We start from the raw sequence: 25,862 nt of genomic DNA, 5'->3' as shown, positions 1-25,862 counted from the left end.
TTTGACATTCTGTGTAAAATTTTTCATGGTCATTACTATTATTAGGTATTGCACCTTGTACAAATAACACGCCAAATTTTTATAATGTATGGATGTTTACATAACTTAACATAGAATTAATATTAAAAGCTTTGTTTGATTTAAAGTAGGACATGTATATAAGGGAAATGCAATAAATAAGGAGACAAAATATTATTCTATGTATAGAAAATAGAACGTGTGGACTATTATGTAGAATCTACTGTATTATATAGTAAATTAATGGTTGCATTAATTACTCAAATTTCCCCAATTTTGCACTAAACTCAGGCAACAGATTAAAATAGTTTCTCAATTCTAAAATCATTTAAAAAAATCTTAGTCTTAAAAGTTTATTTTTGCAGCATGGAAAACGAAGTAGAGCTTCAGGAAACAGAAGAGCAGGATTTATACGAGCACTTAAGAGTTATTGTTGATAAGGGGCAATCCTTGTTAAGAATCGATAAATTTTTAATGCACAGGGTGGAAAATGCATCTCGAAATCGTATTCAAAATGCAATTGAGGCCGGTAATGTACTCGTTAATGAAAAGCCGGTTAAAGCGAGCTATAAAGTAAAACCTTTCGATGAGATATCAATTGTTTTGCCACATCCACCGCGTGATACGGAGGTTTACCCTGAAGATTTACCTTTAAATATTATTTACGAAGACAACGATTTGCTTGTGGTTAATAAAGCAGCGGGTATGGTTGTACATCCTGGATTTAATAATTATACCGGAACACTTGTTAACGCTTTAGCCTTTCATTTTGAACAATTGCCGCAATTGCCTGGCAATGATGGCCGGCCGGGTTTAGTGCACCGTATAGATAAGGATACCTCCGGACTTTTATTGATTAGTAAAAATGAACGCTCTATAACGCACCTTGCCAAGCAGTTTTTTGATCATAGCATTACCAGAAAATATATTGCCTTGGTATGGGGAGATCTTGAAAATGATGGTACAGTAACCGGTTATATCGGCAGAAGTGTAAAAGATCGTCGTGTAATGGATATTTACGATGACGAAGAAAAAGGAAAGTGGTCGGTAACGCATTATTCTGTTTTAGAACGTTTAGGTTATGTAACCCTAATCAGTTGCCAGTTAGAAACAGGCCGAACGCATCAAATCAGAGCGCATATGCAGCACATCGGGCATCCGTTATTTAACGATGCAACCTATGGCGGTGATAAGATTTTGAAAGGAACAACGTTTAACAAATACAAACAATTTGTAGACAACTGCTTCCAGTTATTACCAAGGCAGGCCCTACATGCACAATCACTGGGCTTTATTCATCCCACAACAAAAGAATATATGCTTTTTGAATCCGAATTGCCCGAAGATTTTAAAGCAGCCTTAACTAAATGGAAAAATTATACCACTACATCATAAAATATGCCCCAAGAGTACCTTTTATTTAATGATGAATACCATACGATAGATGCTCCGGTTCTAACCGCATCTAACCGGGGCTTTAAATTTGGCGATGGTCTTTTTGAGAGCATGCGCATGATGAACAATAAACTTCAATTTGCAGATTTACATGCCGACAGGCTTATTGAAGGGATGAAAGCATTAAAAATGGATGGTCATGCCTTAATGGATGATTATTTTTTGCGTCAAAAAACTGCTGACCTGTGTAAAAAAAATAAATGGAACGGAAATGTTCGGTTTCGTTTATCCGTATACCGTTCAGGCGCGGGAGTTTATACACCCGAAATAAATAAGGCCGGTTATGTTTTAGAAGGGATTCCGCTAAAAAGTAATCTGTATGATATTAATACCAAGGGGTTGATTATTGATGTATTTGATGAAATGACGAAGCCGGTTAATAAATTATCAAACTTTAAAACATCAAATGCCCTGTTGTATGTAATGGCTGGTATTTACAAAACCAATAACCGTTTGGATGAAGCCATGATTTTAAACCAGCATGGTTTTTTATGCGAAAGCATCAGTGCAAATGTTTTTGTGGTGTACAATAAGCAAATTTATACACCAGCTTTAACCGAAGGATGTGTAGGGGGAGTAATGCGTACCGCTGTAATGCAAATTGCAAAAATGAATAATATTCCGCTTATAGAAGCTCAAATAAATCCTGAAATTTTAAAAGAAGCCGAAGAGGTCTTTATTACCAACGCCACCCAGGGTATACAATGGATTATGGGCTATGGCAGAAAACGTTATTTTAATGAGTTTTCAAAGTTCTTAGTCGAAAAATTGAATAGCCTTTAATGCGGTGCAGATTCAGTTTTATCAAACCCGGAATGAATTATTAAAACCTTTTTTAGAGGGTTATTACTTCCTGTCAAAGCATAAAGCCGAAGGCGATATAGAATACCTTACTTTTCCTAATAATTTTGTGAACCTATCGGTTTATCGAAATACGCAGGTAGAATTAAAAAATAATGAAGTTGTTATTTCTGAAAACAGTGAGTTGCCGTTTTCTTCTGTGCTGGTATCCAACTATACCATACCTGTAAAAGCAATATATAGCGGTGAAATAACAGAAATCACTTTTCATTTTAAACCATTGGGCTTAAATGCTTTTCTTTCTGATTTAAAGCCCTTTCCTAATGGCCTTCTGCATCATTTCAACCCCTATACGGATTATCAGACTGTTTTGAGTTCTGTTTTAAATGAGGATGATGTACAACTCAAAATCAATCAGATTGAAGGTTACTGGCTCTCAAAGCTCAAAGGATTCCGCCAGATTTTAATGGAGAATTTAATAAGCGATTTGGTAAAAGCTGATGAGAACCTAAGTATTGGATCGCTTGCTGTAAAATACAACACAAGCAGACAAAATATACATAAATTATTCAACAGATATTTAGGTAAAAGTCCGGCAGATTTTCGTAAGATCCATCGGTTTAGAGAAACTTTAGCCAATAGAATAATTTCTTTGAAAAATGAAGAGAATCTTACGGCCCTTAGTTATGAATCTCTTTTTTACGACCAGTCTCATATGGTAAAAGAATTTAAATTGCTTACAGGGCTAAGTCCTAAAAAGTTTTTTGAAAATGTTAAGCTAAAAAAAGGTGCCGGAAACTGGCTTTTTATGTAGTTGGTTTACATTTTTACAATTTTCATCGGCATTCAACTATTAGTTTTGCTTCAGTAACTAATCTTCTACTTAAAGCAAGCAAACATGAAATTTTTTCTTTCTATACTTTTTATTCTTGGTGTTATTTCGGGTAATGCCCAGCAAAAACCTACCCTGAATGATATTATATTGGTTAAGGAAATTCCGGCTAAAGAATATGCCGGATTGGAGTATGAGCTTATGGCCGAAATAAAAAGTAATGTAACGGGCGAAGAGGGGAAGGCTGGGCTTTCAGTATTACAGATAGGCAAAAATAAATGGGATTATATTGAAGATACCAGAAAAATCCCATCACCATTGCCTCATAATAATGGCTGGCAGAAAAGTATAATTTCAGGCGTTATTGATGCAAAGGCAAGTAAAATATGGCTCTATCTTCACACTTACGGTAACGGTGATTTTTATTTTGATAATATTGAAATGAAGATTAAAAACAAAGAAGGTAAATGGTTGAATGTAGTTGTAGAAAATGGTGATTTTGAAATGTCTTCCACAAAAAATCCATTTAAGGGCTTAAGCAATGTAAAATCAATCGAAGGAAAAAAAGATGTTAAAGCAAGTTTATTCTTTAATGCTGACGCAAAATATAATCAAAGTCTTTATATCCATGCCGAAAATGCAAAAATCGATGAAAGAGTTGTTTATGGATACAACAAAAAAGCTGGTGCCTATGTTAAAGTGAATAACGGTAAACGAATTTATTACGAAACCTATGGCAACGGCGAACCATTGTTGCTATTGCATGGCAATGGCGGCTCAATCAATAGTTTTTGGCAGCAAATTCCAGCATTTTCGCAAAAATATAAGGTTATTGCCATAGATACGAGAGGGCAGGGCAACAGTAAAGATCTGACAACCGAAAATTTCTCTTATAATTTGTTTGCCGAAGATTTAAAAACGGTTTTAGATACGCTCCATTTAAAAAATGTTAATATTTTGGGTTGGAGCGATGGTGGTAATACCGGTCTTATTTTGGCCAGTAAATATCCAGATTACGTTAAAAAATTAATTACAATGGGTGCTAACCTTAACCCTACGGAAACTGCACTTTCTAAAAAGATACTCATCCAGACCGCAAAAGACATTAAACGACTTAAAGAAGAAAATAAAGCAAGTAACACCGTTATTATTCGATTGTTGGAAATGTTGCTGAAAGAACCGGATATTAAACCGGAGCAGCTAAAATCTGTTAAAGCAAAAACGCTGGTGATTGCAGGTGGAAAAGATTTAATTCTGGAAAATCATACACGATTGATCGCTAAAAGCATTCCCGATGCCCAATTAATTTTACTTAAAGGGCAAACACATTATGTAGTTACCGAAAATCCTACACTTTTTAATAAAACCGTACTGACGTTTTTAGAAGAGTAAAAAGCTGTATCATAAATAACATCCTGTTTAGGACCATCCGTTTTATTGATGATACAGCCACTGTTTTTGCCAACAGGATTATCTTTCTAAATAATCTTTAAGGCTTGTTCTAACAATGTGATTCCATCCGGCTTCAAAGCTTTTACGCGCAAAATTAGGGTCATCTTTAGGAAAACTTTCCGTTCCGGTATGGGTAAGTTTTACTCGTGTGCCTTCTGCAGTCTGAAAAATCTCCCAGGTTACTACAGAATTGCCTTCGTAATTGTCGTATTGCCAGGTATGCGATAATTTTGTGTTTTCTTCAGCCTCGGTCACTTTACAGAGATGGAGGTACTGTTTATCTTCAGCTCCACCGAGGAAATCAAATTTAAACCCAACTTGAGGTTTAAAATCTTTTAGCTCAAAATACCAGTTTTTCATTTGGTCTTTATCCGTTAAGGCTTTCCATACCTCTTCAGTTTTTGCATTAATCTGATGCTCTACTATAATTGGGTCTGTTTTCATAGGTTAAAGTTTAATGTTAAAGGAGGATTATAACCTCATTCCTCTTAAAAAATCTTCAATCGGCATTCTTTTTTTGCCTTCGTACTGTATGTCTATAACTTTTATAAATCCATCCTTAGTTGCAAACTTCAGATAAGTTTTGCCATCTGTTAAAAAACTCCCGGCAGAAATTCCCGGTTCTTTATCTTCAAATTCAGCTTTGAAAATTTTTAAGGTTTTATCATTAAATAAAGTAAAAGCAGTAGGGTATGGACTTAAACCTCTTATTAAATTATAAACAGTTTGTGTATGGCTATTCCAGTCTATTTTACAATCCTCTTTAAATATTTTTGGAGCGTGTTTTAAATCGGTGCTCTGCGGCTGCGGTTGCTCGGTAAAATTATTTTCTTCAATGGCTTTAACCGTTTTAACGAGTAATTTTGCACCAACCAGCATTAATTTATCATGCAGGTCTCCGGCAGTTTCATCATCAGCAATGGCAATACTATCGCTCACAATTACATCACCTGTATCAATTTCGTGTTTTAAAAAGAAGGTAGTTACACCGCTCTCTTTTTCTCCGTTAATAATTACATGGTTTATTGGTGCGGCACCCCGATATTGAGGCAACAATGAGCCGTGCAGGTTTACTGTTCCTTTTGGAGGCATATTCCAAACCACCTCGGGCAGCATTCTGAAAGCTACCACAATTTGTAAATCAGCATTAAAGGCTTTAAGCTCCGCTAAAAATTCGGGGTTTTTAAGTTTTTCGGGCTGTAACACCGGAATTCCTTTTTCAGCAGCATATTTTTTAACAGCACTTTCATTCAATTTTTGTCCACGTCCGGCAGGTTTATCAGGCGCTGTAACTACAGCAACTACATTAAAACTGGCCTGAACCAGCGCATCTAAAGAGGCAACGGCAAAGTCGGGCGTACCCATAAAAACTATTTTCATCAGAATATGTTGTGTTTCTAACTATTTATAAAAACTAACGTGTGTATCCACATTAAGTTTTACAAAATAACTAAAAAATAAATCATACTTATAGGTTAAAATGGTACAAGGCAAAGATGTTGTTAAGGCAAGCGGATTGGTTTACGTTACGGATGCCATGCCTGGGATTTACCGCAAAGGTAAAGCTGGAAAGTTTTTTTATGAGGATAAAGAAGGGCATAAAATTACAGATGAGAAGCACCTGGACAGGATAAAAGCACTTGTAATCCCGCCGGCCTGGCAAAACGTGTGGATTGCCAATAAGCCTAATGCTTATTTACAAGTGACCGGAATGGATGCTGCGGGAAGAAAACAATATAAATATCATGCAAAATGGACCAGCAGAAGATCAGACGATAAATATTATCGTTTATACGAATTCGGGCGAGCTTTGCCCGAGGCACGCAAACGGTTGGCAAAGGATTTAAAACGTAAAAATTTTGACGAACGGAAAGTGCTGGCCATTTGTGTGGATGTACTGCAAAAAACACTTATTCGTGTGGGAAATGAGAGTTATAAACAGCTTTATGGTTCTTTTGGATTAACAACGCTCAGAGATAAACATGTAAAAATAAACGGAAGTAAAATTAGCATGGATTTTGTGGGTAAAAAAGGTGTGCTTCAAAAGGTAGAGCTTAATGATCGGAATTTAGCAAAACTGGTTAAAAAATGCAGGGACATACCGGGGCAGGAGTTGTTTCAGTTTTATTCTAACGGGAAAGAGCATAAAAGCGTTGATTCAGGAAAGATAAATAACTATATTAAAGAAATTACCGGTGATGATTTTACCGCTAAAGATTTTAGAACCTGGGGCGGCACTTTAGAAGCTTTAAGACAGTTTGCAAATTGCAGTACAGATGAAAGCCTTAATTCAAAAAAGGTAATCGTTACCGTGTTGGATTGTGTGGCAGAAAAATTAGGCAATACACGGGCCGTTTGCAAAAGCTCTTATGTATACCCGCTTTTACTTACTGCATACGAAAACAATGAATTGAAAAAATACATGAAAAAGATGGGCAAAAGTAAAACTGCTGGAAAAACAGGTTTTGAGCACGATGAAAAAGTATTATTGTCTTTTTTAAAAACAACAAGTAAGTAAAACAAATTATATTTGCGCCCTCTATCCAGTGTATGCACCTTGACCTTAACAATAATTCAGACTTATTTAATCTTTTAATAGAAGAATCGGCTATGCCGATAGCTTTGTATACAGGAGAAAATATGGTGATTAAGGTGGCAAATAAAGCTATTTTAAAGGCCTGGGAAAGGGATATATCTGTAATTGGAATGGAGCTTGCTAAAGCGCTCCCCGAATTGGAGGGACAGCCATTTATGGAGATTCTAAAGCAGGTTTATAATACAGGAGTGGCCTACGAAGCTAAAGAAGATAAAGTTGAACTGATTAATGATGGCATTTTAAAAACATTTTATTTCGATTTTATTTATAAACCATTAAAAGATGCCAATGGTAAAGTATGTGCCATTTTAAATAATGCAACAGATGTTACCGAGCTGGTTAATGCGAGGCTTAAAGTAAAACGAAACGAAATTCTTTTCAGAAGAATTATTAGAAATGCACCTGTTGCAATTGGAATTTTAAGAGGTGCTGACCTTATTATTGAAGAGGCAAACAAGGATTTACTCGTTTTATGGGGAAAATCTAAAGATGTTATAGGAACTAAGCTTGCTGAGGGCTTACCAGAACTGGTTGGACAGCCATTTTTAGGTTTACTGAAACAAGTTTACAAAGAAGGTATTTCTCATTATGGCAATGAAACATTAGCAAGGATAGAACGGGATGGGCTATTGGAAGAATGCTATTTTAATTTTGTTTATGACCCGATAAAGGATGAAGACAATCACACTACGGGGGTTATGGTGGTTGCTAATGAAGTAACCAGTCAAGTTAAAGTAAGGGAGCAGATTAAGGAAAGTGAAGAGCGGTTTAAAAATCTTTTGCTGGAAAATCCAATGCCTATGGCTTTATACGAAACAGAAGACATTGTGATAAGAATCGCCAATGATGAAATGCTTAAAATGTGGGATAAAGACGCCAGTATAATTGGAAAACCTATGGCAGAAGGCATTCCGGAGTTGGTTGGACAGCCATTTATTCCAATTTTACAGGAAGTTTACCGTACCGGAATCCCTTACCATACAGACCAGCAGGAGGCGACTTTAATCATTAATGGTGAACCCACAAAAGGATGGTATAATTTCACCTATAAACCTTTAAAAAATGCAGAAGGGCTAACATACGGCATCTTACACGGTGCTACTGATGTAACTAAATTAGTGCATTTGCAAAAACAAAAAGACGAATTTTTAGGCGTTGCCAGTCATGAATTAAAAACACCGGTTACCAGCATTAAGGCTTATACGCAGGTTTTAGAAAAGCTGATCAGAAGTGAGGGCGATGAAAAGAAAGCCAATATGGTCAAGAAAATGGACTTACAATTAAACAGGTTAACGGGTTTAATTGGCGATTTACTTGACGTAACTAAAATCCAGTCGGGTAGAATGGTTTTTAATCCTGCTAAATTTGATTTTGACCTGGCGGTGGTAGAGGTGGTAGAAGAAATACAACACACCTCCAGCAAACACCATATTAATGTCGATTTACAAAGTAATGCCCTTGTTTATGCCGATAGAGAAAGGGTAGGGCAGGTAATTACTAATTTTCTATCAAATGCCATTAAATATTCTACCGATTCAAATGGTATTGATGTTAAGAGTTATTTACAAGATGATGAGGTGATATTAAGTGTTAAAGATTATGGGATTGGAATTTCCACTAACCTGCAACATTTAGTTTTCGATCAGTTTTACAGGGTTGGTGGCCACCTTTTACACACTTATCCAGGCCTGGGCCTTGGTCTCTATATCTCTTCAGAAATTATTAAAAGTGAAGGCGGCAGAATTTGGGTAGAAAGTACAGAAGGTACGGGCTCTACGTTTTATTTTGCCTTAAAGGTTATGCCATAACAATTTTCTAAAAAAAAATAAATCTAAAATCTTATTAGGGTTGTTTGGGCGCTTTTTTAATGGGATGCACAGGCTGCTCACTCTGCTCACGTTCTTTTGCAAGGTTCGTGTCATCAGCTTCCCTTGTGTCATGTTTCTCCTCTTTCTCTTTTTTTACCGTTTTATGGTCTACAGGTTCACGTCCTTTAGGCACTTCCTCTTCGTAATTGCTTCCGGGTTTTTTGCTTTTTTCTTTTGGTCCGCTCATCATAAATTTGTTTAAACGTAAATGGCAGAATCAGTGAAATTGTGTGATCGCCATAAGCCATTTACGTATAGTATAACGCTACATTAGTTATACAACAAATATTTCTTGCGCATTGTTTTGTACGCGCTTAAACCAGGTTCCCAGCTTGCCTTAATTTCTTTTTCAGATTTGCCGTCAATAATTTGCTGCCTGAAATCAGCCACGCCAACCAAACGTTCTATTACGCCCATCTCCTTACTCAAACTTGATTTGAAAAAATCTGCTTTATTAGGTGAGTTTTTATACAGTTCTATAATCCATTGCAATTGAATGGTTTTGCTCTTTCTGATCTGCTCGATGTCTATATTTCTTAAATCCAGGCCATAACAAACCTGATCCTGGAACAAAGGTGTTTCTGACATGCCTTTAATGCTTTTAGGTGTAAAACTAAAGCTGTATTTACCTTTTAAAGCAGGTGCACCAACAATTGTGAAAGGATACATGGTTCCACGACCATGGTTTAAATATGTGCCCTCAAACAAACAAGTTGTTGGGTATAACATAATCGATTGTTGCGTATTTAAATTTGGTGATGGTTTAACTGGTAAAGTATATTCCATATCGTGGTTATAATTGGCTACTTTAATAATATTGATTTTACATTTAACCTTATCTTTTAACCAGCCTTCGCCATTTAGCATTTGCGCATACTCACCAACGGTTAAACCATGCGCAATTGGGATGGGTTGCACGCCAATACCTGATTTAAACTGCGGATCTAAAATTGGGCCATCAATTAAATAGCCATTAGGGTTAGGGCGATCTAAAATTAAAACCTCTTTATTGTTTACTGCACAAGCCTCCATTACGTGTTGCAGGGTATTTATGTAGGTATAAAAACGAACGCCAACATCCTGTATATCAAATACCATAATGTCGATGTCGGCTAAATCTTCGACCGTTGGTGTGCTATGTTTACCATATAATGAAATGGCTTTTATCCCGGTTTTAGTATCTATAGCATCATTTACGGTAACACCTGCACTGGCATTTCCTCTAAAACCATGTTCAGGGCCAAAAATCTTTTCAATTTTAACGCCTCTTTTCAGCAGGCTGTCTACAACGGTTTGGTTGCCAATTATAGAAGTAGGATTAACCACCATACCAACACGCTTGCCTTTTAAAAGCGGCAGGTACTTTTCTGTTTGCTCCGCACCGGTTTGCATTGCAGCTGTTTTTGCAGTGGTTCTATCGCGATCTATTAAAGTTGTACTGTGCTTGGTTTTTAAATCACCATCCAAAGGTCTTGGCTGCCCACAGGCAGAAAGGCAAATAAAGCCAGAAAGTGCAATACTAATGTAGGTTCTCATCATCTAAGGTTCTGAAAATTATTCTCCAGGTTTAAGCACATCTGTGCCAAATGGTAAAATAATTTTATGGTTAAACTTCTGCTTTTTCTAAATAAATGCCTTTATTTAAAAGGAATTAAGCATTTTTGCTAAGTTACAAATTTATCAAATTGAATTTCGAATATTTTATAGCCGGGCGAATAGCCATTAAATCAGAACGGACTTTTTCAAAGTTGATTGTTCGCATCGCAATAGCAGGTGTAATGCTTAGCCTTGCTGTAATGATTCTTTCTATTGCAATTATTAAAGGCTTTAAAACCGAAATTCAGGATAAAGTACGTGGTTACTTAGGCGATGTGCAAATTACGCGGTACGATTTAAATAATTCTTTTGAGCATTCGCCATTTGTGCTGGATGCAGCAACCAAAAAAAGATTAGATCATAATTCTGCTATTAATTATTATTATCCTTTTGCAACCAAACCCGCAATTTTATCTGCAAACGATGAGATTGAAGGAATTAATTTTAAAGGGGTTGATAAAAGCTACAACTGGGATTATATTAAAAAACACCTGATTAGTGGTGCAGTAATCAATTTTGCAGATAGTGCAAAAGCCATGCAGGAGTTATTGATCTCTAACTATACCGCAAACCGGCTAAAACTTAAAACAGGGGATGATTTTATCATGTATTTTGTACAAAACCAGTTAAGGCCGCGTAAGTTTAAAATTGCTGGTATTTACGATATTGGAGTAGAAGATATAGATAAAGGTTTTGTACTTGGTAATTTGAATATTGTAAAGCGTTTAAACAACTGGAAGCCAAATGAAATCGGTGGGATTGAAATTAAAATTAAAAATTTTAATGATTTAAAACCCGTTGCTGATCAAATTTATGATAATCTCCCTACCACGCTGCGGTCTTTTTCTATAACAGAGAATTTTCCAAATATTTTTACCTGGCTCGGTCTTTTAGATGTTAATACAAAGGTTTTATTAATTCTGATGCTTATTGTTGGGGTAATTAATATGGTTACCGCCTTGCTAATTATGATTTTGGAGCGAACCAATATGATTGGTATGCTAAAAGCATTTGGCGCGAGTAATTTTAGCATAATGAAAATATTCCTGTACAATTCTGCTTACCTGATTGGTATTGGCTTATTGCTTGGTAACCTGCTGGGACTGGGTTTAGGCTTTTTTCAACAGGCTACGCATATTTTCAAACTTAGCCAGGCTTCCTATTTCCTGGCCTATGCACCTATAGAATTTCACTTTATGGATGTACTTCTTTTAAATGTGGTTACAATAGTAGTGTGTTTAACCGTACTTATTATCCCGTCGTTATTAATTAGCAAAGTTTCGCCACTTAAAGCCATCCGTTTTAAGTAATAGGTTTAAGCCCTGGGTTGTATTGGTTGTTAAATTCTACTGTTTAATCATGGTCCGGTAGACATTGAAAAAAAACGAACCGGAGCGTTTACCCAATAAAATGGAAAGCATAATAATCACCTTACAAATTCCAAACTTAGGACGCCCCGATTCGTTCTTTAGAAAACGAGGTGTTTTAAAAACTGCCACATTTTAAAAATAAAATTATTCGGCGGGCATATCTTTAACTCTTTTTAACCTGTACTGATAAGTGGAAGCTAATGCATTTGATGGGGCATTATCAATATGGGCAAAAGATTTAGTGAGTATTAAACTATCACCCATAACCTTATATGCATAATCGCCGTTTAAAATTAATGACCAGTCAAAATCGGCTGTCCAAATATGTGTATCTGTAAACTTAAAAGAATTGGAATTGAAAGTATACTTTCCAGCGCCACCAGCAGGCTTTCTGCCAGGTTGCGCAGCCGAAGAATAGGTAGTTGGTCCAAATGAAATTTTAGCAGGCGATACAGCTGTTTTATTGCCGTTTGTATAATTAAAGGTGCCTTCATAGTTGCCAGAAATAAAAGGTTCGCCTTTTACCTGGTCTTTTTTACAGCTCAACAACAAACACCATGTTGCCAAAGATAGGAGTAGATTAATTTTCATTATTTATTCAAGCCATAGATGAAATAAGCATCTACATTCTAAATACGAGTGAAAGATTAAAAGCGCTACAACATCAGGTAAAAATTAAATAGAAAGCCACTCTGTGCCTTGCATGGCGGTTAAAAACTCTGTTCTTGGCGGCAGGTTTAAATAGGGGTAGGTTACTTTAGATAAATATAATCCGGTGGGGTGTGCAGGCTCTAAAAGTTTGGGTGTTTCCAATGTTATAAGTAAGCTTTCAAATTCATCAATACTTAAATTTCCCTGGCCAATCTTTAAAATTTTTCCCATTAAAATACGGATCATTTTGCTTAAAAAGCGATTGCTTGCAATATGAAAGCGAATCCTGTCGCCTTTGGCATTTACAAATAAACCTGCATCCATTACATTACATATTGTATGTTCGTATTTATTCGGTTGTGTGCAAAAAGCGCGATAATCTTTATATTTAGGGAGTAAATCCACTGCCGCCTTCATTTGTTGTAAATCCAGCTGCTCTTCTAAATAAAAAGAACTTTGATTGCTTAAAAAAGGATCCTTATAGGTATGGATAAAGTAATCGTACTGCCTTTGCACAGCGTCAAAGCGTGCATGTGGCAATCCTTTCATCTTAATGATGTCAAAAATGGCGATGTTTTGGGGCAGCCCTTTATTTAAACGGTAGCGCAAATCGAAATCAAAATCCTGCTCAATATCAGCGTGGAAAAAGAATTGACTGGCATGTACATGAGCATCTGTACGGCCACAGCCAATAATGGGAATAGTGGTTTTAAAAATTTGCTGAAGAGACTTTTCCAAAACATCCTGCACACTTAAAATGCAGGGTTGTTTTTGCCATCCATTATAATGTTGGCCCTGGTAAGCAATATGAAAAAAATACCTCATTTATAATTTCTTCGCCTCGTTCCAGTAAATATCCATCTCAGTTAAAGTCATATCAGCTAAAGCCTTTCCGTTTTCTTTGGCTTTATTTTCCAGGTACTGAAAGCGTTTAATAAATTTTTTATTGGTTTTTTCAAGCGCATTTTCAGGATTGATATTGATGAACCTGGCATAATTAATCAACGAGAAAAGTACATCACCAAACTCTGCTTCTGCTTTTTCGTGATCAATTGCGGTTTGATCTTCAACGTTAAACTCAGCCTTAAATTCCTGCAATTCCTCTTCCACTTTTTCCCAAACCTGGGCTTTGTTTTCCCAGTCGAAACCCACACCACGAGCCTTTTCCTGTATTCTTGATGCTTTAACTAAGGCTGGTAAAGAAACTGGAACCCCTGCTAAAACAGATTTATTGCCCTCTTTAAGCTTAATCTGTTCCCAGTTGCGTTTAACATCTTCTTCATTTTGCACTTCCACATCACCATAAATATGCGGATGGCGGTTTACCAGTTTATCGCAAACACCGTTTAATACATCTGTGATGTTAAAATCATTGTTCTCTGATGCTATTCTCGAATAAAAAACAAGGTGCATCATCACATCTCCTAATTCCTTTTTAATCTCCTCAAGATCTCCCTCCAAAATCGCGTCAGAAAGTTCGTAGGTTTCTTCTATGGTGAGGTGACGAAGCGTTTCCATGGTTTGCTTTTTATCCCACGGACATTGCGTACGCAGTGTATCTAAAACGGTAAGTAAACGCAAAAATGCATCAGCAGGATTAGTGGCACTGGATGGAATTGGATTATTAGGCATTGCAGATTTTATTAAGCGGCTAAATTACCAAAACATAGTGCAGCTACCAAAATAAATGATTTGATAGGTAGGGTTAAACAAAAATAATCAAGTTAATGGATCTGCATTAATTTAATACTGAAGTTGGTATTCTTGTTCCTGCGGTTTGTATTCTTGCTCATGCTAATTAACCCCAAATGGTTATTTAATGATATTAAAAGCAATTAAAATGGTTGCCACAAACAGTACCACCAGGCCCGAAAGAAATATTACATCAGCTATTTTTTCCAGCTTTTTACTGGCAAGCCTTTCTCTGCGCATAGAAATAAAAGAAAGAATACAGCTCGCCATAAAAATAATCACTGCCAAAACTGCAAATTCATCAATTAAAGAACCATCCGCGAGGTTTAATTTCTTTAATGAGGTAAGTACAATAAAACATATACCCAATAAATTGGCAGATGTACTTAATATGTGCGGGGATCTGTTTTCGGGCATTTATTCTTTTTCCTCGAGCTTAATTTTCTTGGTAATCTGATAGACCTTTCTTTTCTTGAAAGGTTTAGCACCTTCACCCATTAAATGACCCCAGGGCTGTAGTTCATCAATTCTGTCGAAGATAATTTTCATCATGGCCAGGTAAGGAATACACAAAAACATGCCCGAAATGCCCCAGATCATTTCGCCCACTACAATGCCTATAAAAGCAATTAATGCATTAATTTTTACTTTAGAACCCACTACTAAAGGCATCAGGATGTTTCCATCAACCGCATGTACGGCTACAAAAGTAATTAGAACCAATAGAACTTTGGCGGCACCAGCGGTAGCGAAAGTAATTAAACAACTGATTAACAAAGCTGAAAATATGCCCAGATAAGGTACTACATTAAAAATACCCGCTACCAAGCCTAATAAAACAGCGTATTTAACACCAAGTATAGATAAAATGGTAATCATTAAAACCGTAACAATAAGCATTTGAAGAAACAGGCCAATGATGTATTTTTTTATAATGCTTTGAATCTGACCCACAATTTCAGTTACTTTTTCACGGTGTTCTTCCTTAAAAACTGAGGTTAGAAAAGTGAATAAAATGTGGCGGTAGTTTAAAATAAAGAAGGTAAATAGTAAAGTAAAACCTAAAAATAAAAATGTTGATGATACCGTAAGCAATGTTGCACCAACTACCGTAGCACTTGTGGCCAATGCTTTTTCAGCGCTATCATTTAAATAAGATATTTGTTTTTCGGTATTTACATGGAAAGTAGCCGAAATCCAGTGTTGCAATTCGTGAAAAGAAACATTTGCCTTTTCTTTTAATAAAGGCCAGTCTTGCCACAAATCGGTAAGCTGGTTGCCAAAGAAAAATATGATGCCGCCAATTACTGCAATCATTAATATAACGGAGAAAATGGTTGATAAACTACGTTTAAACCTAAAGCGCTTTTCTAAAAAGGTTGCTACCGGTAAAAGCAGGAGCGCCATTAAGAACGAGAATAATAAAGGTGCAAGTAATGATTGGCCTAAAATAGCAATATAGGTTAAACTGATTAAACAGAATAATACAAGGGCAAGTTTAGGGAGAAAAGATAGTCCGGTAGTTTTCATATAATTTTTTATGTCCCGTTATATACAAAATGCCCGACTAATTGTTTTAATCAGGCACTTAAATATATAATTATTTTCTAATAGATACTTGCTTTATCTAATAATGAAATATCCGCAGGGCTTAATTTCAAGTTTGCCGCATCTGTAAAAGATTTTAACTGATTTAGATTGGTAACGCTGGCAATTGGTGCTGTAATAGAAGGGTGGTAAATTAACCAGGCTAAGGCAACGGCTGCGGCTTCGGTATGATGTGTTTCGGCAACCTGATCTAAAGCCTTTAAAATTCTAAAACCACGCTCGTTAAGGTATTTTTTAACACCGCCACCACGCTGGCTTTTGTTTAAATCATCCTCACTACGGTATTTACCCGTTAAAAAGCCACTGGCTAAAGCGTAATAAGTAACTACACCTAAGCCATGCTCTAAACAGATTTTTTCATGGTCGCGTTCAAAATCTTCCCGGTCAAATAAATTATAACCTGGTTGGTAAACCTGGTATTGCGGTAAATTATGCTGATTTGAAAACAGCAGGGATTCCTTTAAACGATCTGCCGAAAAGTTTGAAGCACCAATCCACCTAACTTTTCCGGCTTTTATTAAAACATCGTAAGCGCTTAATGTTTCTTCAACAGGTGTGCTTTCGTCATCAAAATGAGAGAAATAAAGGTCAATATAATCGGTTTTTAGCCGAGTTAAAGAATGCTCAACTTCATTGATGATGTAATCTTTTTTCAAAGATTTTCCGTTTCCCATATCGCCACCAACCTTGGTTGCAATAATTACATCGTGCCTTTTGTTTTGCTTACTGAGCCAGTTGCCTATAATTTTTTCTGATTCGCCACCTTCGTTACCGGGTACCCAACGCGAATACACATTTGCAGTATCAATAAAATTAAAGCCCAAATCAACAAACTGATCAAGTATTTCGAATGATTTTTGTTCGTTAACAGTCCACCCGAAAACGTTTCCACCAAAAACTATTGGCGCTATATTTAAATCTGATTTTCCTAAAATTCGTTTTTCCATAATATTAATTCTAATCTTAGTTTAACAAATCTAACCCGAATGGGTTTTAAGCAGCAGTCTGAAGTATGTCAATTTTTGCCAAAAACAGTAAAACTATGCCTTTACGGCCCTTAGCATTTCCCTTTTGCCAGGTGCCCCGGGAAGTTTTTCAATGGTAAAACCACAGGCCTTAACAGCTCTTTTTAATTGGCCTGTTATGGCATAAGTTACAAAAGTTCCACCTGGTTTTAAAAAACTGCAGACTTTGGCAATAATTTCATCGGTCCACATTTCGGGTTGGTGCCGTACCGAAAAGGCGTCATAATAAATTACATCAAATTTTTGTTCTGTTTCAAACGCAGCAAGGGTAGTATTCGGAATCTGTAGATTACAAAGCGCAGATAAACTTTCAACACTGATTAACGCTTTATCGTAATGTGTAATAAAATTAGTCCATGTTTCTTCCTTTACGTAAGCAGAGTATCCTGTTTGGTTGATCACTTCCTTTGTTAATGGAAATGCTTCTATACTGGTATAATTTAATTTTAAATGTTGATCGGTGCAATATTCAAAGCTTAGAATAAAGTTTAAGCCTGTGCCAAAACCCACTTCTAAAATAGAAATTTCGGATTTTTCATTACCTGCAAACTTTAATCCTGCATCTATAAAAACATGTTTGCTTTCTTGTAAAGCCCCGTGCTTGCTGTGGTAATGTTCGCCTATGGTTTCATTATATAAAGTATTAGAACCATCGGCTGTTGGTGTAAGAATATTCATGGTCCAAAAATAAGTTTTTAGCGATGGTTTTCGGGCAGAATTGGAATTAAGTTCAGCATCATTTTATATGATTTCTGAAATATTGCAGATATTTGAATAATAATTTAGGATAGGGTAATATGTAAGGGGTATTTTTAACGTATAGTAAATTTTAAAAAATGGATATAGAAACTTTCAGGGAATATTGTTTGAGTTTGCCCGGTACTACGGAAGGCATGAAATGGGGGCATTTATGTTTTATGATAGAAGAAAAAATATTTGTCATTATTGCTATAGAGGAGGGAAGTCGTTTTTCTATAAAATGTAATCCGGATGACTTTGATGCATTAACTGCAAGAAATGGCCTTATGCAGGCTTATCACATGGCCAAACGCCAATGGATACAGATTGAAAACCTGGAAGTTTTACCTGATGGGGAATTAAAAAGCAGAGTAGCCGATTCGCGGGCATTGGTACTGGCTAAACTACCCAAAAAAACACAGGCAAAATATAATAGCTAAACCAGTTTTTTTAAAGCCATAATATAACCAATGTGCATACCTTCATGGAAAGGAATAAAATTTATGGCATCCTCTATCGAATTTAATTTCATGCCGTAACGCTTACTCCAGGGATCAAACTGCACGAAAATACCATTGGAATAATCTGTTTCAAAACTGTCCATGCTGTTTAAAAGAACTTCGTAAATAAAATTTATCTCAGGTTCAGTGATAAATTTTTCTGGTTTTGTTCCGCTTAAAAAAGGTGTGAAATGTTGATCTTCAACGGCAATGTTAAGCCCTGACCTTACATAACACATATTCTGCTGTGCGGCAGTAAGGTGTGCAATATTCCAGATGATGTTATTGTTAAAGCCTTCAGGAATTTTGTTGAGTTGTTCTACTGATAAATCTTTTACCAATTCTAAAATATATTTACGGGTATTTTTAATTTGCTGTATGGTAGGCTGCATTTTTTTTATTTCTGTTTTATTGCATTTAACATATTAAGTCCGGCAATTGCCAATCCATTATTGGCGTTTAAAGCTTTGGCTTTTTCGTAATAAACAATGGCTTTTTCGCCCTCACCAATCTGGCTGTAGGCAAAGGCAATGTTGCAGAGATCCATTTCTTTATATGATAATTTTGAGGAACTAAATAAGGTAATAAACCTATATTGATCTACCCAGTTGTGCCGCTCAATAAAAACAATACTTTTTTCAAAGTATGGAATAGATTCACGGAACTGCTGCTGCTTAATAAGCTTTAATCCTTTTCGGTGGTTACCGGCAATTGTTTTTCGGAGAATAAAAGCCAATATCACATAAGCCAATGATGCAAATATCAGGGGTTCGCCAATGCCTAAATATTCAAATGCATAATAAAATAAAATGATAATAATAAATTGGATAATTAACGCTGTCCATGCAATTTGACTTGTTACAGGTACTTTACTGCTCATTTTTATCCTCTTCTTTCTTCTCTGTTTTTGGGTTTTCCTGTAATTCCTTGTGTTTAGTGATATTAAATTTATAAAGGTCTTCTGTAGCGACTAATTTTCGGGTACATTTTTCAACGTCGGTTCCTTCTTTTTCCCATAAATACGGTCGGAAACTATAAGATTTATTTCCATCTAAATTGGCAATAAACTGGTTCCAGGTAGACCACCTTAAACCTTTGTAAAATTTATTAAGGTCGCTATCGAAACAAAATAGAATAAACTCTCCGTAACCAGCACCGAGTGGTTCCCAGTTTAAGCTGTTAGGTGCCAAATAATAAACATTTTTTAAATCGGTTCCCAGGCTTCCATAATTAATCGCGAAAAAGCCACCAGCAGCATCATCAGCCACTAAAAGGTAGCCAGGTTTATCTCCATATTCGGAAATGGTTTTGCCTTTATTCCATTCGGGCAGCGAACGGTTTAATTTGGTATTGCCTGAACCTAAAATCCTGATCCAGCCATTGTCTATCATGATTCCGCCCGTATTGTACACAACGGCACCTAAGGTAGAATAGGTAGAAATTTGCGCATTATAAAGTGCATCTTTTGCTTTTGCCGAATCAACTTCAAGTACTTCAACTTTGTTTTTAGCACTATCTATCCATTTCTGAACGATTGGCCAGGCCGGATCGGTTTTGCTGATTAACTCTTCAAGGCTTTGCATTTTGTTTTGTGCCATACTCCCTACAGAAGCAATGGAAAGACAAAAAATAGAAAGGACTTTAAATGTTTTTATCATGAGGTAAATCTTATTTTAACCAAATATAGAATGATAAATCTGATCCTGATTAAAAAAGGGGTTAAAAAAAATCGCCCCGAAAACTCGGGACGATTGTAATATAGGTTTGATATTCCTCTTTGGGATGAATTGTTTAGGGAAATAAGTTTACCACATTCTAATTCTATCTTCAGGCTTTTTGTATAATTTATCGCCAGGTTTAACATCAAAGGCTTCGTACCATGCATCCATATTTACTGGTGCGCCAATTGTACGGAATTCTCCTGGCGAGTGCGGATCTGTTTTAATTAACTGCGCGGCACTTTCTGGTAAAATATTGCCTCTCCAAACCTGTGCCCAAGCCAAAAAGAAGCGTTGATCTGGTGTAAAACCGTCAATTTTTTCTTTGCTCTGGCCTTCTTTTGTCATTTTAAAAGCAGTATAAGCTGCATTTAAACCACCTAAGTCTCCAATGTTTTCGCCCATTGTTAATTTACCAATAACATGTACAGTATCTAAAACAGTGTAAGCATCAAATTGCTCACCCAAGGCTTTCGTTTTGGCTTCAAACTTAGCTTTATCTTCTGGTGTCCACCAGTTTTTAAGGTTACCGGCAGCATCATACTGGCTTCCGCTATCATCGAAACCGTGGCTCATTTCATGACCGATTACTGCACCAATGCCACCATAATTTACAGCGTCATCTGCATTCGGATCAAAGAACGGGAATTGTAAAATTCCTGCAGGGAAAACAATTTCATTTAAAGTAGGGCTATAATATGCATTAACGGTTGGAGGAGTCATACCGAATTTTTTACGATCTACTGGTTTACCCAATTGATTTACCATTTCGTTGTATCCCCAAACACTTGCATTTTTGAGGTTTTGAAAATAAGTGCCCTTGCTAATCACCAACCCATCATAATTTTTCCATTTTTCAGGATAACCTACTTTAGGTGTAAATGCATGGAGTTTGGCCAAAGCTTTTTGTTTGGTTTCTGCACTCATCCACTCTAAACCATTAATTCTGATTTCAAATGCTTTACGCAAATTCACAATCATCTGGTTCATGCGTTCTTTAGCTTCAGGCTTGAAATATTTGGCAACATATAATTGCCCTAATAATTCGCCAATGGTGCCATCCGTTAAAGATGACATGCGTTGCCAACGTGGCGTTTGAACTTTTTGTCCGGTTTGAGCCTGGTTAAAGGCAAAACTGGCTTTAACAAAAGGAGAGCTTAAGCTGGAAGCTGATCCTTTTAATACATTCCATTCCAAATAAGTTTTCCAGTCTGTAACTGAAACACTTTTCAGCATAGCATCTAAACTGGTAAAAAACTTAGGGGAAGAAACCAAAATCGTATCCTGACCATTGATTTTGAATTTTGGCAGGTAAGTATTCCAGTTAATATCGGGCGTGGTTTTGTTAAACTCCGTAACCGTAAATTTATTATAGGTTTTATAAGGATCGCGCATTTCCAGGCGGCTCATCTGTGCTTCTGCAAATTGTTTCTCGATATTAAAAACAGTGGTTGCTTTTTGTTGCGCTTCGGCAGGTGTGCTTCCTGTTAAAGTAAACAAGGTTACCATGTAAGTGTTATACGCTTCACGAATTTTTACGCTGCGTGCATCGTCTTTTAAATAGTAATCGCGATCTGGTAGGGTAGTGCCACCCTGACCAAGGTTAACCATGTATTTGTTTACATTTTTACGATCCTGGCCAACACCTAAACCAAACATTCCGCCAGCTAAGCCATTGGTGCGCATATATGCAACATGGTCTAAAATTGCTGTAATGTCTTTAAGTTGTTTAATTTTTTCAAGTTCAGGTTTGATTGGAGAATAGCCTAACTTTTCGATGGTTAAACTATCCATTGCTGCGGTATAGAAATCGCCTACACGTTTTTTAACAGATCCGGCAGGCGCTGACTTATCTGCTGCAGCATCTTCAACAAGGCTTTTTACCGCATTAATGTTGAAATCACGAAGCTCGTTGAAGCTACCCCAGCGGGTTTCTTTTGCCGGTACAGGATTGTTTTTAATCCAGGTACCACTTGCATATCTATAAAAATCATCGCCTGGTTTAACAGAAAGATCCATGTTGGCAGGGTCGATAAATTTTTTAGGAACTTGTGCATTTGCAGAGAAACTGGCTGCAACAATACCCAATGATGCAAAGTATCGTTTTAAATGTTGATATTTCATTCGCTATTAAAGTTAGTTATAACAGCGAAAATTAGGAAATACTAAATGATATATAATTAATATAATAGAAATATTACTTATTGAACCAGTAGTATATTTTAGCTAAACCGAGGCGTCGGATAAATTCAGCTGGCGAAAATATGGTCTTAATAGATTTCATGATTTTTAAATCTTAATACACTATTAACATTTTTTAACACTATTTATTGTGTAAGTGTAATAATTTTTCTTATTAAGAATGATTCGGGATAGCAATTATATTTTGATTAATTTTGACTATTATCCAGAAAGATGAACGAATCAGGAACTCTACATAAAGAAGATAGCTGCTGTAGCAGTAAAACAAAACCAGTGCATCAACACCATCATAATCACGGGCATTCTCATGGCGACGATGATCATGGCCACGACCATAGTCATGCTGAAGATCCTGCCCAGTTTAACACTTATTTGCCGGCAATTGTAACCTTGGTAATGTTGCTTATAGGCATTGCATTCTATAATCTATTTAAAATCGAGGCTTTCAACCTCATTCGGCCATATTGGTATATTTTAGCTTATTTGCCTGTTGGTTTGCCTGTGCTGAGGGAGGTTTGGGAAACGTTTAAAAACAAGGATTTTTTTACTGAGTTTTCGCTCATGTCTATTGCAACTATTGGTGCTTTCTGCATCGGGCAATATCCAGAAGGGGTAACGGTAATGCTTTTTTATACCATTGGAGAATTATTTCAAATGGCTGCAGTTAACCGGGCTAAAAAAAATATTAAAGCCTTGCTTGATGTCCGCCCGGATGCTGCAAGTGTTTTAAGGATGGGCCACTACGAAACTGTAAAACCAGAAACGGTTAAAATTGGAGAAACCATACAAGTTAAAGTAGGAGAAAAGGTGCCTTTGGATGGCGAATTGTTATCGGATAAAAGCAGTTTTAATACCGCTGCCTTAACTGGCGAAAGTAAACCCAAAACCATAAATAAAACTGAAAATGTACTGGCCGGGATGCTAAACCTGGATGGCGTAATAGAAATTAAGGTTGCTAAATTATTTGAAGAAAGTGCCATTTCCAGAATTTTAGAAATGGTGCAAAATGCCACAACCCGTAAAGCAAAAACGGAGTTGTTTATCCGCAGGTTTGCTAAAGTGTACACGCCAATTGTGTTTTTCCTGGCCTTAGCCCTTGTTGTTATTCCTTTATTGTTTTTAGGCAATGATTATGTTTTTAAAACATGGTTGTACCGATCCCTTGTTTTTCTGGTAATTTCCTGTCCCTGTGCATTGGTCATTTCGATTCCTTTAGGTTATTTCGGAGGTATAGGAGCAGCTTCGGCCAATGGTATTTTGTTTAAAGGATCTAACTTTTTAGAGCTTATTACCAAGCTAAATACGGTGGTAATGGATAAAACCGGAACCCTAACCAAAGGTGTTTTTAAAGTGCAGAAAGTAGAAAGCCTGATTGATGAAAAAGATTTTATAAACCTTTTAGCCGCTGTTGAAACTAAATCAACCCATCCAATAGCAAAGGCAATTGTGGAGTACGCTGGTGGAAAAGCCATCTCCCAGGCAGAAAACATCAGGGAAATATCGGGTATGGGCTTAGTGGCAAATGTAAATGGTAAAGAGGTTTTAGCAGGTAATGTTAAATTATTAGAGAAATTTAAGGTTAATTATGACCAAAAGTTAAATGATATTGAGGAAAGCATTGTTGTTGTAGCTGTAAGCCAACAGTATGCCGGCTATGTATTAATTGCCGATGAAATTAAAGAAGATGCCTTAGAAGCGATAAAAAATTTACATGCCAACGGCGTAAAGCAAGTGGTTATGTTAAGTGGCGATAAAACTTCAATTGTTAAAAAGGTGGCTACTGATTTGGGTATCGACACATTTTTTGGCGATTTGTTGCCTGAAGATAAGGTTGCAAAATTAGAGGAAATTAAAAAGGATACGACTAAGGTAGTTGCTTTTGTGGGCGATGGCATAAATGATACGCCCGTTTTGGCCCTTAGTGATATTGGTATCGCAATGGGGGCAATGGGGAGTGATGCAGCCATTGAAACTGCCGATGTGGTGATACAAACAGATCAGCCCTCAAAAATTGCCACTGCTATAAAAATTGGCAAGGCCACTAAAAACGTAGTGTTTCAAAATATAACACTTGCATTTGCTGTAAAAGCTTTGGTGTTGATTTTAGGTGCAGGCGGTATTGCAACCATGTGGGAGGCCGTATTTGCTGATGTTGGCGTAGCTTTATTAGCCATATTAAATGCAGTAAGAATACAGAAAATGAAATTTTAAAATACTATTAAAATTAGTATATTTGGGTGTGAGTAAGCCAATTCCATATCCAGAGCTACAGGATGAGCCTATACAAAAGTTCGAAGATATTGATGCGTCATTAACGTACAGCTATGGTGATTATTTGAAATGGCTTTTTGATGATCGGGTAGAACTGATCAAAGGAAAAGTATTTAAAATGAGCCCCGCACCTTCAAGGGCTCATCAGGAAATTTCGGGGAACATCTTCATAAAAATCAGAAATTTTCTGGAAAATCATTCCTGTAAAGTTTATAATGCTCCATTCGATGTTCGTTTTTCGAAAGAAAGCATTGCCGATGCGGCTATTTATACGGTTTTACAGCCTGATATTTGTGTAATTTGCGATAAAAGCAAACTCGATGAACGTGGTTGTGTTGGTGCCCCTGATTTGATTGTCGAAATTTTATCTCCCGGAAATAATAAAAAAGAATTGCTTTACAAATATAAAATATACGAGGAATTTGGTGTTAAAGAATATTGGGTGGTGAGTCAAAGTGATCTAACTATTTTAATTTATACACTTAAAGCAGGTAAATTTTATCCCTCTAAAATTTTTACACTAAGCGAAAAGATAACTTCTTCCGTATTGCCGGGCTTTGAGGTGCTTTTGGATGATATTTTTGCTGATTAACTATGCCATGAAGAAGCCAACACCATACCCAGAGCTACAGGATGGACCTATACAAAAGTTCGAAGATATTGATGCATCATTAACGTACAGCTATGGTGATTATTTAAAATGGCTTTTTGATGATCGGGTAGAACTCATAAAAGGAAAAGTATTTAAAATGAGCCCCGCCCCATCAAGGGTTCATCAGGAAATCTCTATTAATATTATAAACTTATTAAGCAATTTTTTAAACAGGAAGGAATGTAAAGTTTACTGCGCTCCATTTGATGTTCGTTTTCCTAAAGAAAGCATTGCTGATGCGGCTATTTATACGGTTTTACAACCCGATATTTGTGTAATTTGCGATAAAAGCAAGCTCGATGAACGCGGTTGTGTTGGTGCCCCTGATTTGATTGTCGAAATTTTATCTCCCGGAAATAATAAAAAAGAATTGCTTCATAAATATAAAATATATGAAGAATTTGGTGTTAAAGAATATTGGGTAGTGAGTCAAAGTGATCAAACTATTCTAATTTATACACTTAAAGAAGGTAAATTTTATCCCTCTAAAATTTTTACGCTAAGCGAAAAAATAACTTCATCTGTATTGTCGGGTTTTGAGGTGCTTTTGGATGATATTTTTGCCGGATAGGTTTTATCATTTGAATAGTTGTTTTTTCTAAATTGTTTAACTGCTGCGGAGGCATTTTTTATCGACTTAATTAATTATAGTTTCGTTGCTTAAAGGTTCATAATACCATACAGTTTTTTCATAACCATGAGTTGATCAATTTAGTTTAACCTTTATTGTGCTTAGCAGAATGTTTTTCTGCAATCCGTATTTAAGCTTTTCAGCGTCATGAAGCGGCTCTTTTTATACTTTAAATTTTGCCCTTAA

Annotated in this window: 26 protein-coding genes; 11 read left to right on the top strand and 15 right to left on the bottom strand. The window is 36.3% G+C overall.

All coding sequences use genetic code 11. The features are described 5' to 3' along the window. Nucleotides 1–384 precede the first annotated feature (384 nt). From R2Q77_RS20205 to R2Q77_RS20190, 4 genes are all read left to right on the top strand, one after another. On the top strand, nucleotides 385–1,413 hold the full coding sequence (locus tag R2Q77_RS20205; protein WP_316805518.1) for an RluA family pseudouridine synthase: 1,029 nt from the start codon (nucleotides 385–387) through the stop codon (nucleotides 1,411–1,413). A 3-nt stretch (nucleotides 1,414–1,416) separates the two neighbouring features. Further along, nucleotides 1,417–2,256: an aminotransferase class IV gene (locus tag R2Q77_RS20200; RefSeq protein ID WP_316805517.1), complete on the top strand. Its 840-nt coding sequence runs from the start codon at nucleotides 1,417–1,419 to the stop codon at nucleotides 2,254–2,256. Nucleotides 2,257–2,260: 4 nt separating this feature from the next. Continuing rightward, nucleotides 2,261–3,088 carry a helix-turn-helix domain-containing protein gene (locus R2Q77_RS20195; RefSeq protein WP_316805516.1) on the top strand — a complete coding sequence of 276 codons (828 nt, stop codon included), beginning with the start codon at nucleotides 2,261–2,263 and terminating at the stop codon, nucleotides 3,086–3,088. Nucleotides 3,089–3,172: 84 nt separating this feature from the next. Then, entirely contained in the window at nucleotides 3,173–4,498 is a 1,326-nt protein-coding gene (locus tag R2Q77_RS20190; RefSeq protein ID WP_316805515.1) for an alpha/beta hydrolase, read from the top strand. Between the two features lie 78 nt (nucleotides 4,499–4,576). On the opposite strand, the gene R2Q77_RS20185 is transcribed toward R2Q77_RS20190, so the two are convergent. Together R2Q77_RS20185 and fmt are read right to left on the bottom strand one after the other, a co-directional pair. Next, nucleotides 4,577–5,002: an SRPBCC domain-containing protein gene (locus R2Q77_RS20185; RefSeq protein ID WP_316805514.1), complete on the bottom strand. Its 426-nt coding sequence runs from the start codon at nucleotides 5,000–5,002 to the stop codon at nucleotides 4,577–4,579. Nucleotides 5,003–5,029: 27 nt separating this feature from the next. Then, complete coding sequence (gene fmt, locus R2Q77_RS20180) at nucleotides 5,030–5,938, bottom strand: methionyl-tRNA formyltransferase (RefSeq protein WP_316805513.1); 909 nt, start codon at nucleotides 5,936–5,938, stop codon at nucleotides 5,030–5,032. Between the two features lie 100 nt (nucleotides 5,939–6,038). Here fmt and R2Q77_RS20175 point away from each other — a divergent pair, with 100 nt between their 5' ends. Continuing rightward, the gene (locus R2Q77_RS20175) at nucleotides 6,039–7,076 is read left to right on the top strand and encodes a DNA topoisomerase IB (RefSeq protein ID WP_316805512.1); all 1,038 of its coding nucleotides are present in this window, start codon (nucleotides 6,039–6,041) and stop codon (nucleotides 7,074–7,076) included. A 32-nt stretch (nucleotides 7,077–7,108) separates the two neighbouring features. Next, nucleotides 7,109–8,962, top strand: a complete 1,854-nt coding sequence (locus R2Q77_RS20170; protein WP_316805511.1) for an ATP-binding protein — start codon at nucleotides 7,109–7,111, stop codon at nucleotides 8,960–8,962. A gap of 34 nt (nucleotides 8,963–8,996) precedes the next feature. Here the strand turns inward: R2Q77_RS20170 and R2Q77_RS20165 are convergent, their stop codons facing one another. Then, on the bottom strand, nucleotides 8,997–9,212 hold the full coding sequence (locus tag R2Q77_RS20165) for a hypothetical protein (RefSeq protein WP_316805510.1): 216 nt from the start codon (nucleotides 9,210–9,212) through the stop codon (nucleotides 8,997–8,999). Nucleotides 9,213–9,292: 80 nt separating this feature from the next. Next, entirely contained in the window at nucleotides 9,293–10,561 is a 1,269-nt protein-coding gene (locus R2Q77_RS20160) for an exo-beta-N-acetylmuramidase NamZ domain-containing protein (protein ID WP_410479315.1), read from the bottom strand. A 146-nt stretch (nucleotides 10,562–10,707) separates the two neighbouring features. On the opposite strand from R2Q77_RS20160, the gene R2Q77_RS20155 reads away from it, so the two are divergent. Next, on the top strand, nucleotides 10,708–11,928 hold the full coding sequence (locus tag R2Q77_RS20155; protein ID WP_316805509.1) for an ABC transporter permease: 1,221 nt from the start codon (nucleotides 10,708–10,710) through the stop codon (nucleotides 11,926–11,928). A gap of 204 nt (nucleotides 11,929–12,132) precedes the next feature. Here the strand turns inward: R2Q77_RS20155 and R2Q77_RS20150 are convergent, their stop codons facing one another. The 7 genes from R2Q77_RS20150 to mnmD form a co-directional block, all read right to left on the bottom strand. Continuing rightward, nucleotides 12,133–12,579 carry a hypothetical protein gene (locus R2Q77_RS20150; RefSeq protein ID WP_316805508.1) on the bottom strand — a complete coding sequence of 149 codons (447 nt, stop codon included), beginning with the start codon at nucleotides 12,577–12,579 and terminating at the stop codon, nucleotides 12,133–12,135. 84 nt (nucleotides 12,580–12,663) lie between these two features. Further along, the gene (gene truA / locus R2Q77_RS20145) at nucleotides 12,664–13,464 is read right to left on the bottom strand and encodes a tRNA pseudouridine(38-40) synthase TruA (RefSeq protein ID WP_316805507.1); all 801 of its coding nucleotides are present in this window, start codon (nucleotides 13,462–13,464) and stop codon (nucleotides 12,664–12,666) included. Further along, entirely contained in the window at nucleotides 13,465–14,271 is an 807-nt protein-coding gene (mazG, locus tag R2Q77_RS20140) for a nucleoside triphosphate pyrophosphohydrolase (RefSeq protein WP_316805506.1), read from the bottom strand. A gap of 180 nt (nucleotides 14,272–14,451) precedes the next feature. Further along, on the bottom strand, nucleotides 14,452–14,748 hold the full coding sequence (locus tag R2Q77_RS20135) for a hypothetical protein (RefSeq protein WP_316805505.1): 297 nt from the start codon (nucleotides 14,746–14,748) through the stop codon (nucleotides 14,452–14,454). Continuing rightward, nucleotides 14,749–15,861, bottom strand: a complete 1,113-nt coding sequence (locus tag R2Q77_RS20130) for an AI-2E family transporter (protein WP_316805504.1) — start codon at nucleotides 15,859–15,861, stop codon at nucleotides 14,749–14,751. Between the two features lie 77 nt (nucleotides 15,862–15,938). Then, nucleotides 15,939–16,886, bottom strand: coding sequence for an aldo/keto reductase (locus R2Q77_RS20125; RefSeq protein ID WP_316805503.1), 948 nt, complete (start codon nucleotides 16,884–16,886; stop codon nucleotides 15,939–15,941). Between the two features lie 93 nt (nucleotides 16,887–16,979). Next, on the bottom strand, nucleotides 16,980–17,642 hold the full coding sequence (gene mnmD, locus R2Q77_RS20120; RefSeq protein WP_316805502.1) for a tRNA (5-methylaminomethyl-2-thiouridine)(34)-methyltransferase MnmD: 663 nt from the start codon (nucleotides 17,640–17,642) through the stop codon (nucleotides 16,980–16,982). 158 nt (nucleotides 17,643–17,800) lie between these two features. Between mnmD and R2Q77_RS20115 the strand changes: the two genes are divergently transcribed. After that, the gene (locus tag R2Q77_RS20115; protein WP_316805501.1) at nucleotides 17,801–18,142 is read left to right on the top strand and encodes an MmcQ/YjbR family DNA-binding protein; all 342 of its coding nucleotides are present in this window, start codon (nucleotides 17,801–17,803) and stop codon (nucleotides 18,140–18,142) included. On the opposite strand, the gene R2Q77_RS20110 is transcribed toward R2Q77_RS20115, so the two are convergent. The 4 genes from R2Q77_RS20110 to R2Q77_RS20095 form a co-directional block, all read right to left on the bottom strand. Then, a complete protein-coding gene (locus tag R2Q77_RS20110) occupies nucleotides 18,139–18,594 on the bottom strand; it encodes a DinB family protein (protein ID WP_316805500.1) in 456 nt (151 codons plus the stop codon). The genes R2Q77_RS20115 and R2Q77_RS20110 overlap by 4 nt on opposite strands. 5 nt (nucleotides 18,595–18,599) lie before the next feature. Further along, a complete protein-coding gene (locus tag R2Q77_RS20105; RefSeq protein WP_316805499.1) occupies nucleotides 18,600–19,082 on the bottom strand; it encodes a tetratricopeptide repeat protein in 483 nt (160 codons plus the stop codon). Beyond that, complete coding sequence (locus R2Q77_RS20100) at nucleotides 19,072–19,860, bottom strand: DUF2625 domain-containing protein (RefSeq protein WP_316805498.1); 789 nt, start codon at nucleotides 19,858–19,860, stop codon at nucleotides 19,072–19,074. The genes R2Q77_RS20105 and R2Q77_RS20100 overlap by 11 nt, the downstream gene beginning before the upstream one ends. A 147-nt stretch (nucleotides 19,861–20,007) precedes the next feature. Beyond that, nucleotides 20,008–22,044, bottom strand: coding sequence for a M13 family metallopeptidase (locus R2Q77_RS20095; RefSeq protein ID WP_316805497.1), 2,037 nt, complete (start codon nucleotides 22,042–22,044; stop codon nucleotides 20,008–20,010). 291 nt (nucleotides 22,045–22,335) lie between these two features. Here R2Q77_RS20095 and R2Q77_RS20090 point away from each other — a divergent pair, with 291 nt between their 5' ends. The 3 genes from R2Q77_RS20090 to R2Q77_RS20080 are packed head-to-tail and all read left to right on the top strand — an operon-like array spanning nucleotide 22,336 to nucleotide 25,616. Continuing rightward, the gene (locus R2Q77_RS20090) at nucleotides 22,336–24,333 is read left to right on the top strand and encodes a heavy metal translocating P-type ATPase (protein WP_316805496.1); all 1,998 of its coding nucleotides are present in this window, start codon (nucleotides 22,336–22,338) and stop codon (nucleotides 24,331–24,333) included. 28 nt (nucleotides 24,334–24,361) lie between these two features. Next, nucleotides 24,362–24,985, top strand: coding sequence for a Uma2 family endonuclease (locus R2Q77_RS20085; RefSeq protein ID WP_316805495.1), 624 nt, complete (start codon nucleotides 24,362–24,364; stop codon nucleotides 24,983–24,985). Nucleotides 24,986–24,992: 7 nt separating this feature from the next. Beyond that, entirely contained in the window at nucleotides 24,993–25,616 is a 624-nt protein-coding gene (locus R2Q77_RS20080; RefSeq protein ID WP_316805494.1) for a Uma2 family endonuclease, read from the top strand. Nucleotides 25,617–25,862 lie beyond the last annotated feature (246 nt).

Origin of the sequence: Pedobacter nototheniae (assembly GCF_032678625.1) — a bacterium.
GTDB lineage: Bacteria > Bacteroidota > Bacteroidia > Sphingobacteriales > Sphingobacteriaceae > Pedobacter > Pedobacter nototheniae_A.
The sequence above is the reverse complement of the archived record's forward strand: the minus strand, read 5'-3'. Positions and strand labels throughout refer to the sequence as shown.

Coding starts and splice junctions, on each gene's coding strand:
- R2Q77_RS20160 (WP_410479315.1), bottom strand. CDS start 10,561: ATGATGAGAACCTACATTAGTATTGCACTTTCTGGCTTTATTTGCCTT.
- R2Q77_RS20150 (WP_316805508.1), bottom strand. CDS start 12,579: ATGAAAATTAATCTACTCCTATCTTTGGCAACATGGTGTTTGTTGTTG.
- R2Q77_RS20125 (WP_316805503.1), bottom strand. CDS start 16,886: ATGGAAAAACGAATTTTAGGAAAATCAGATTTAAATATAGCGCCAATA.
- R2Q77_RS20095 (WP_316805497.1), bottom strand. CDS start 22,044: ATGAAATATCAACATTTAAAACGATACTTTGCATCATTGGGTATTGTT.
- R2Q77_RS20175 (WP_316805512.1), top strand. CDS start 6,039: ATGGTACAAGGCAAAGATGTTGTTAAGGCAAGCGGATTGGTTTACGTT.
- R2Q77_RS20130 (WP_316805504.1), bottom strand. CDS start 15,861: ATGAAAACTACCGGACTATCTTTTCTCCCTAAACTTGCCCTTGTATTA.
- R2Q77_RS20110 (WP_316805500.1), bottom strand. CDS start 18,594: ATGCAGCCTACCATACAGCAAATTAAAAATACCCGTAAATATATTTTA.
- mnmD (WP_316805502.1), bottom strand. CDS start 17,642: ATGAATATTCTTACACCAACAGCCGATGGTTCTAATACTTTATATAAT.
- R2Q77_RS20170 (WP_316805511.1), top strand. CDS start 7,109: ATGCACCTTGACCTTAACAATAATTCAGACTTATTTAATCTTTTAATA.
- R2Q77_RS20165 (WP_316805510.1), bottom strand. CDS start 9,212: ATGATGAGCGGACCAAAAGAAAAAAGCAAAAAACCCGGAAGCAATTAC.
- R2Q77_RS20135 (WP_316805505.1), bottom strand. CDS start 14,748: ATGCCCGAAAACAGATCCCCGCACATATTAAGTACATCTGCCAATTTA.
- fmt (WP_316805513.1), bottom strand. CDS start 5,938: ATGAAAATAGTTTTTATGGGTACGCCCGACTTTGCCGTTGCCTCTTTA.
- R2Q77_RS20080 (WP_316805494.1), top strand. CDS start 24,993: ATGAAGAAGCCAACACCATACCCAGAGCTACAGGATGGACCTATACAA.
- R2Q77_RS20185 (WP_316805514.1), bottom strand. CDS start 5,002: ATGAAAACAGACCCAATTATAGTAGAGCATCAGATTAATGCAAAAACT.
- R2Q77_RS20100 (WP_316805498.1), bottom strand. CDS start 19,860: ATGATAAAAACATTTAAAGTCCTTTCTATTTTTTGTCTTTCCATTGCT.
- truA (WP_316805507.1), bottom strand. CDS start 13,464: ATGAGGTATTTTTTTCATATTGCTTACCAGGGCCAACATTATAATGGA.
- mazG (WP_316805506.1), bottom strand. CDS start 14,271: ATGCCTAATAATCCAATTCCATCCAGTGCCACTAATCCTGCTGATGCA.
- R2Q77_RS20200 (WP_316805517.1), top strand. CDS start 1,417: ATGCCCCAAGAGTACCTTTTATTTAATGATGAATACCATACGATAGAT.
- R2Q77_RS20115 (WP_316805501.1), top strand. CDS start 17,801: ATGGATATAGAAACTTTCAGGGAATATTGTTTGAGTTTGCCCGGTACT.
- R2Q77_RS20190 (WP_316805515.1), top strand. CDS start 3,173: ATGAAATTTTTTCTTTCTATACTTTTTATTCTTGGTGTTATTTCGGGT.
- R2Q77_RS20090 (WP_316805496.1), top strand. CDS start 22,336: ATGAACGAATCAGGAACTCTACATAAAGAAGATAGCTGCTGTAGCAGT.
- R2Q77_RS20105 (WP_316805499.1), bottom strand. CDS start 19,082: ATGAGCAGTAAAGTACCTGTAACAAGTCAAATTGCATGGACAGCGTTA.
- R2Q77_RS20205 (WP_316805518.1), top strand. CDS start 385: ATGGAAAACGAAGTAGAGCTTCAGGAAACAGAAGAGCAGGATTTATAC.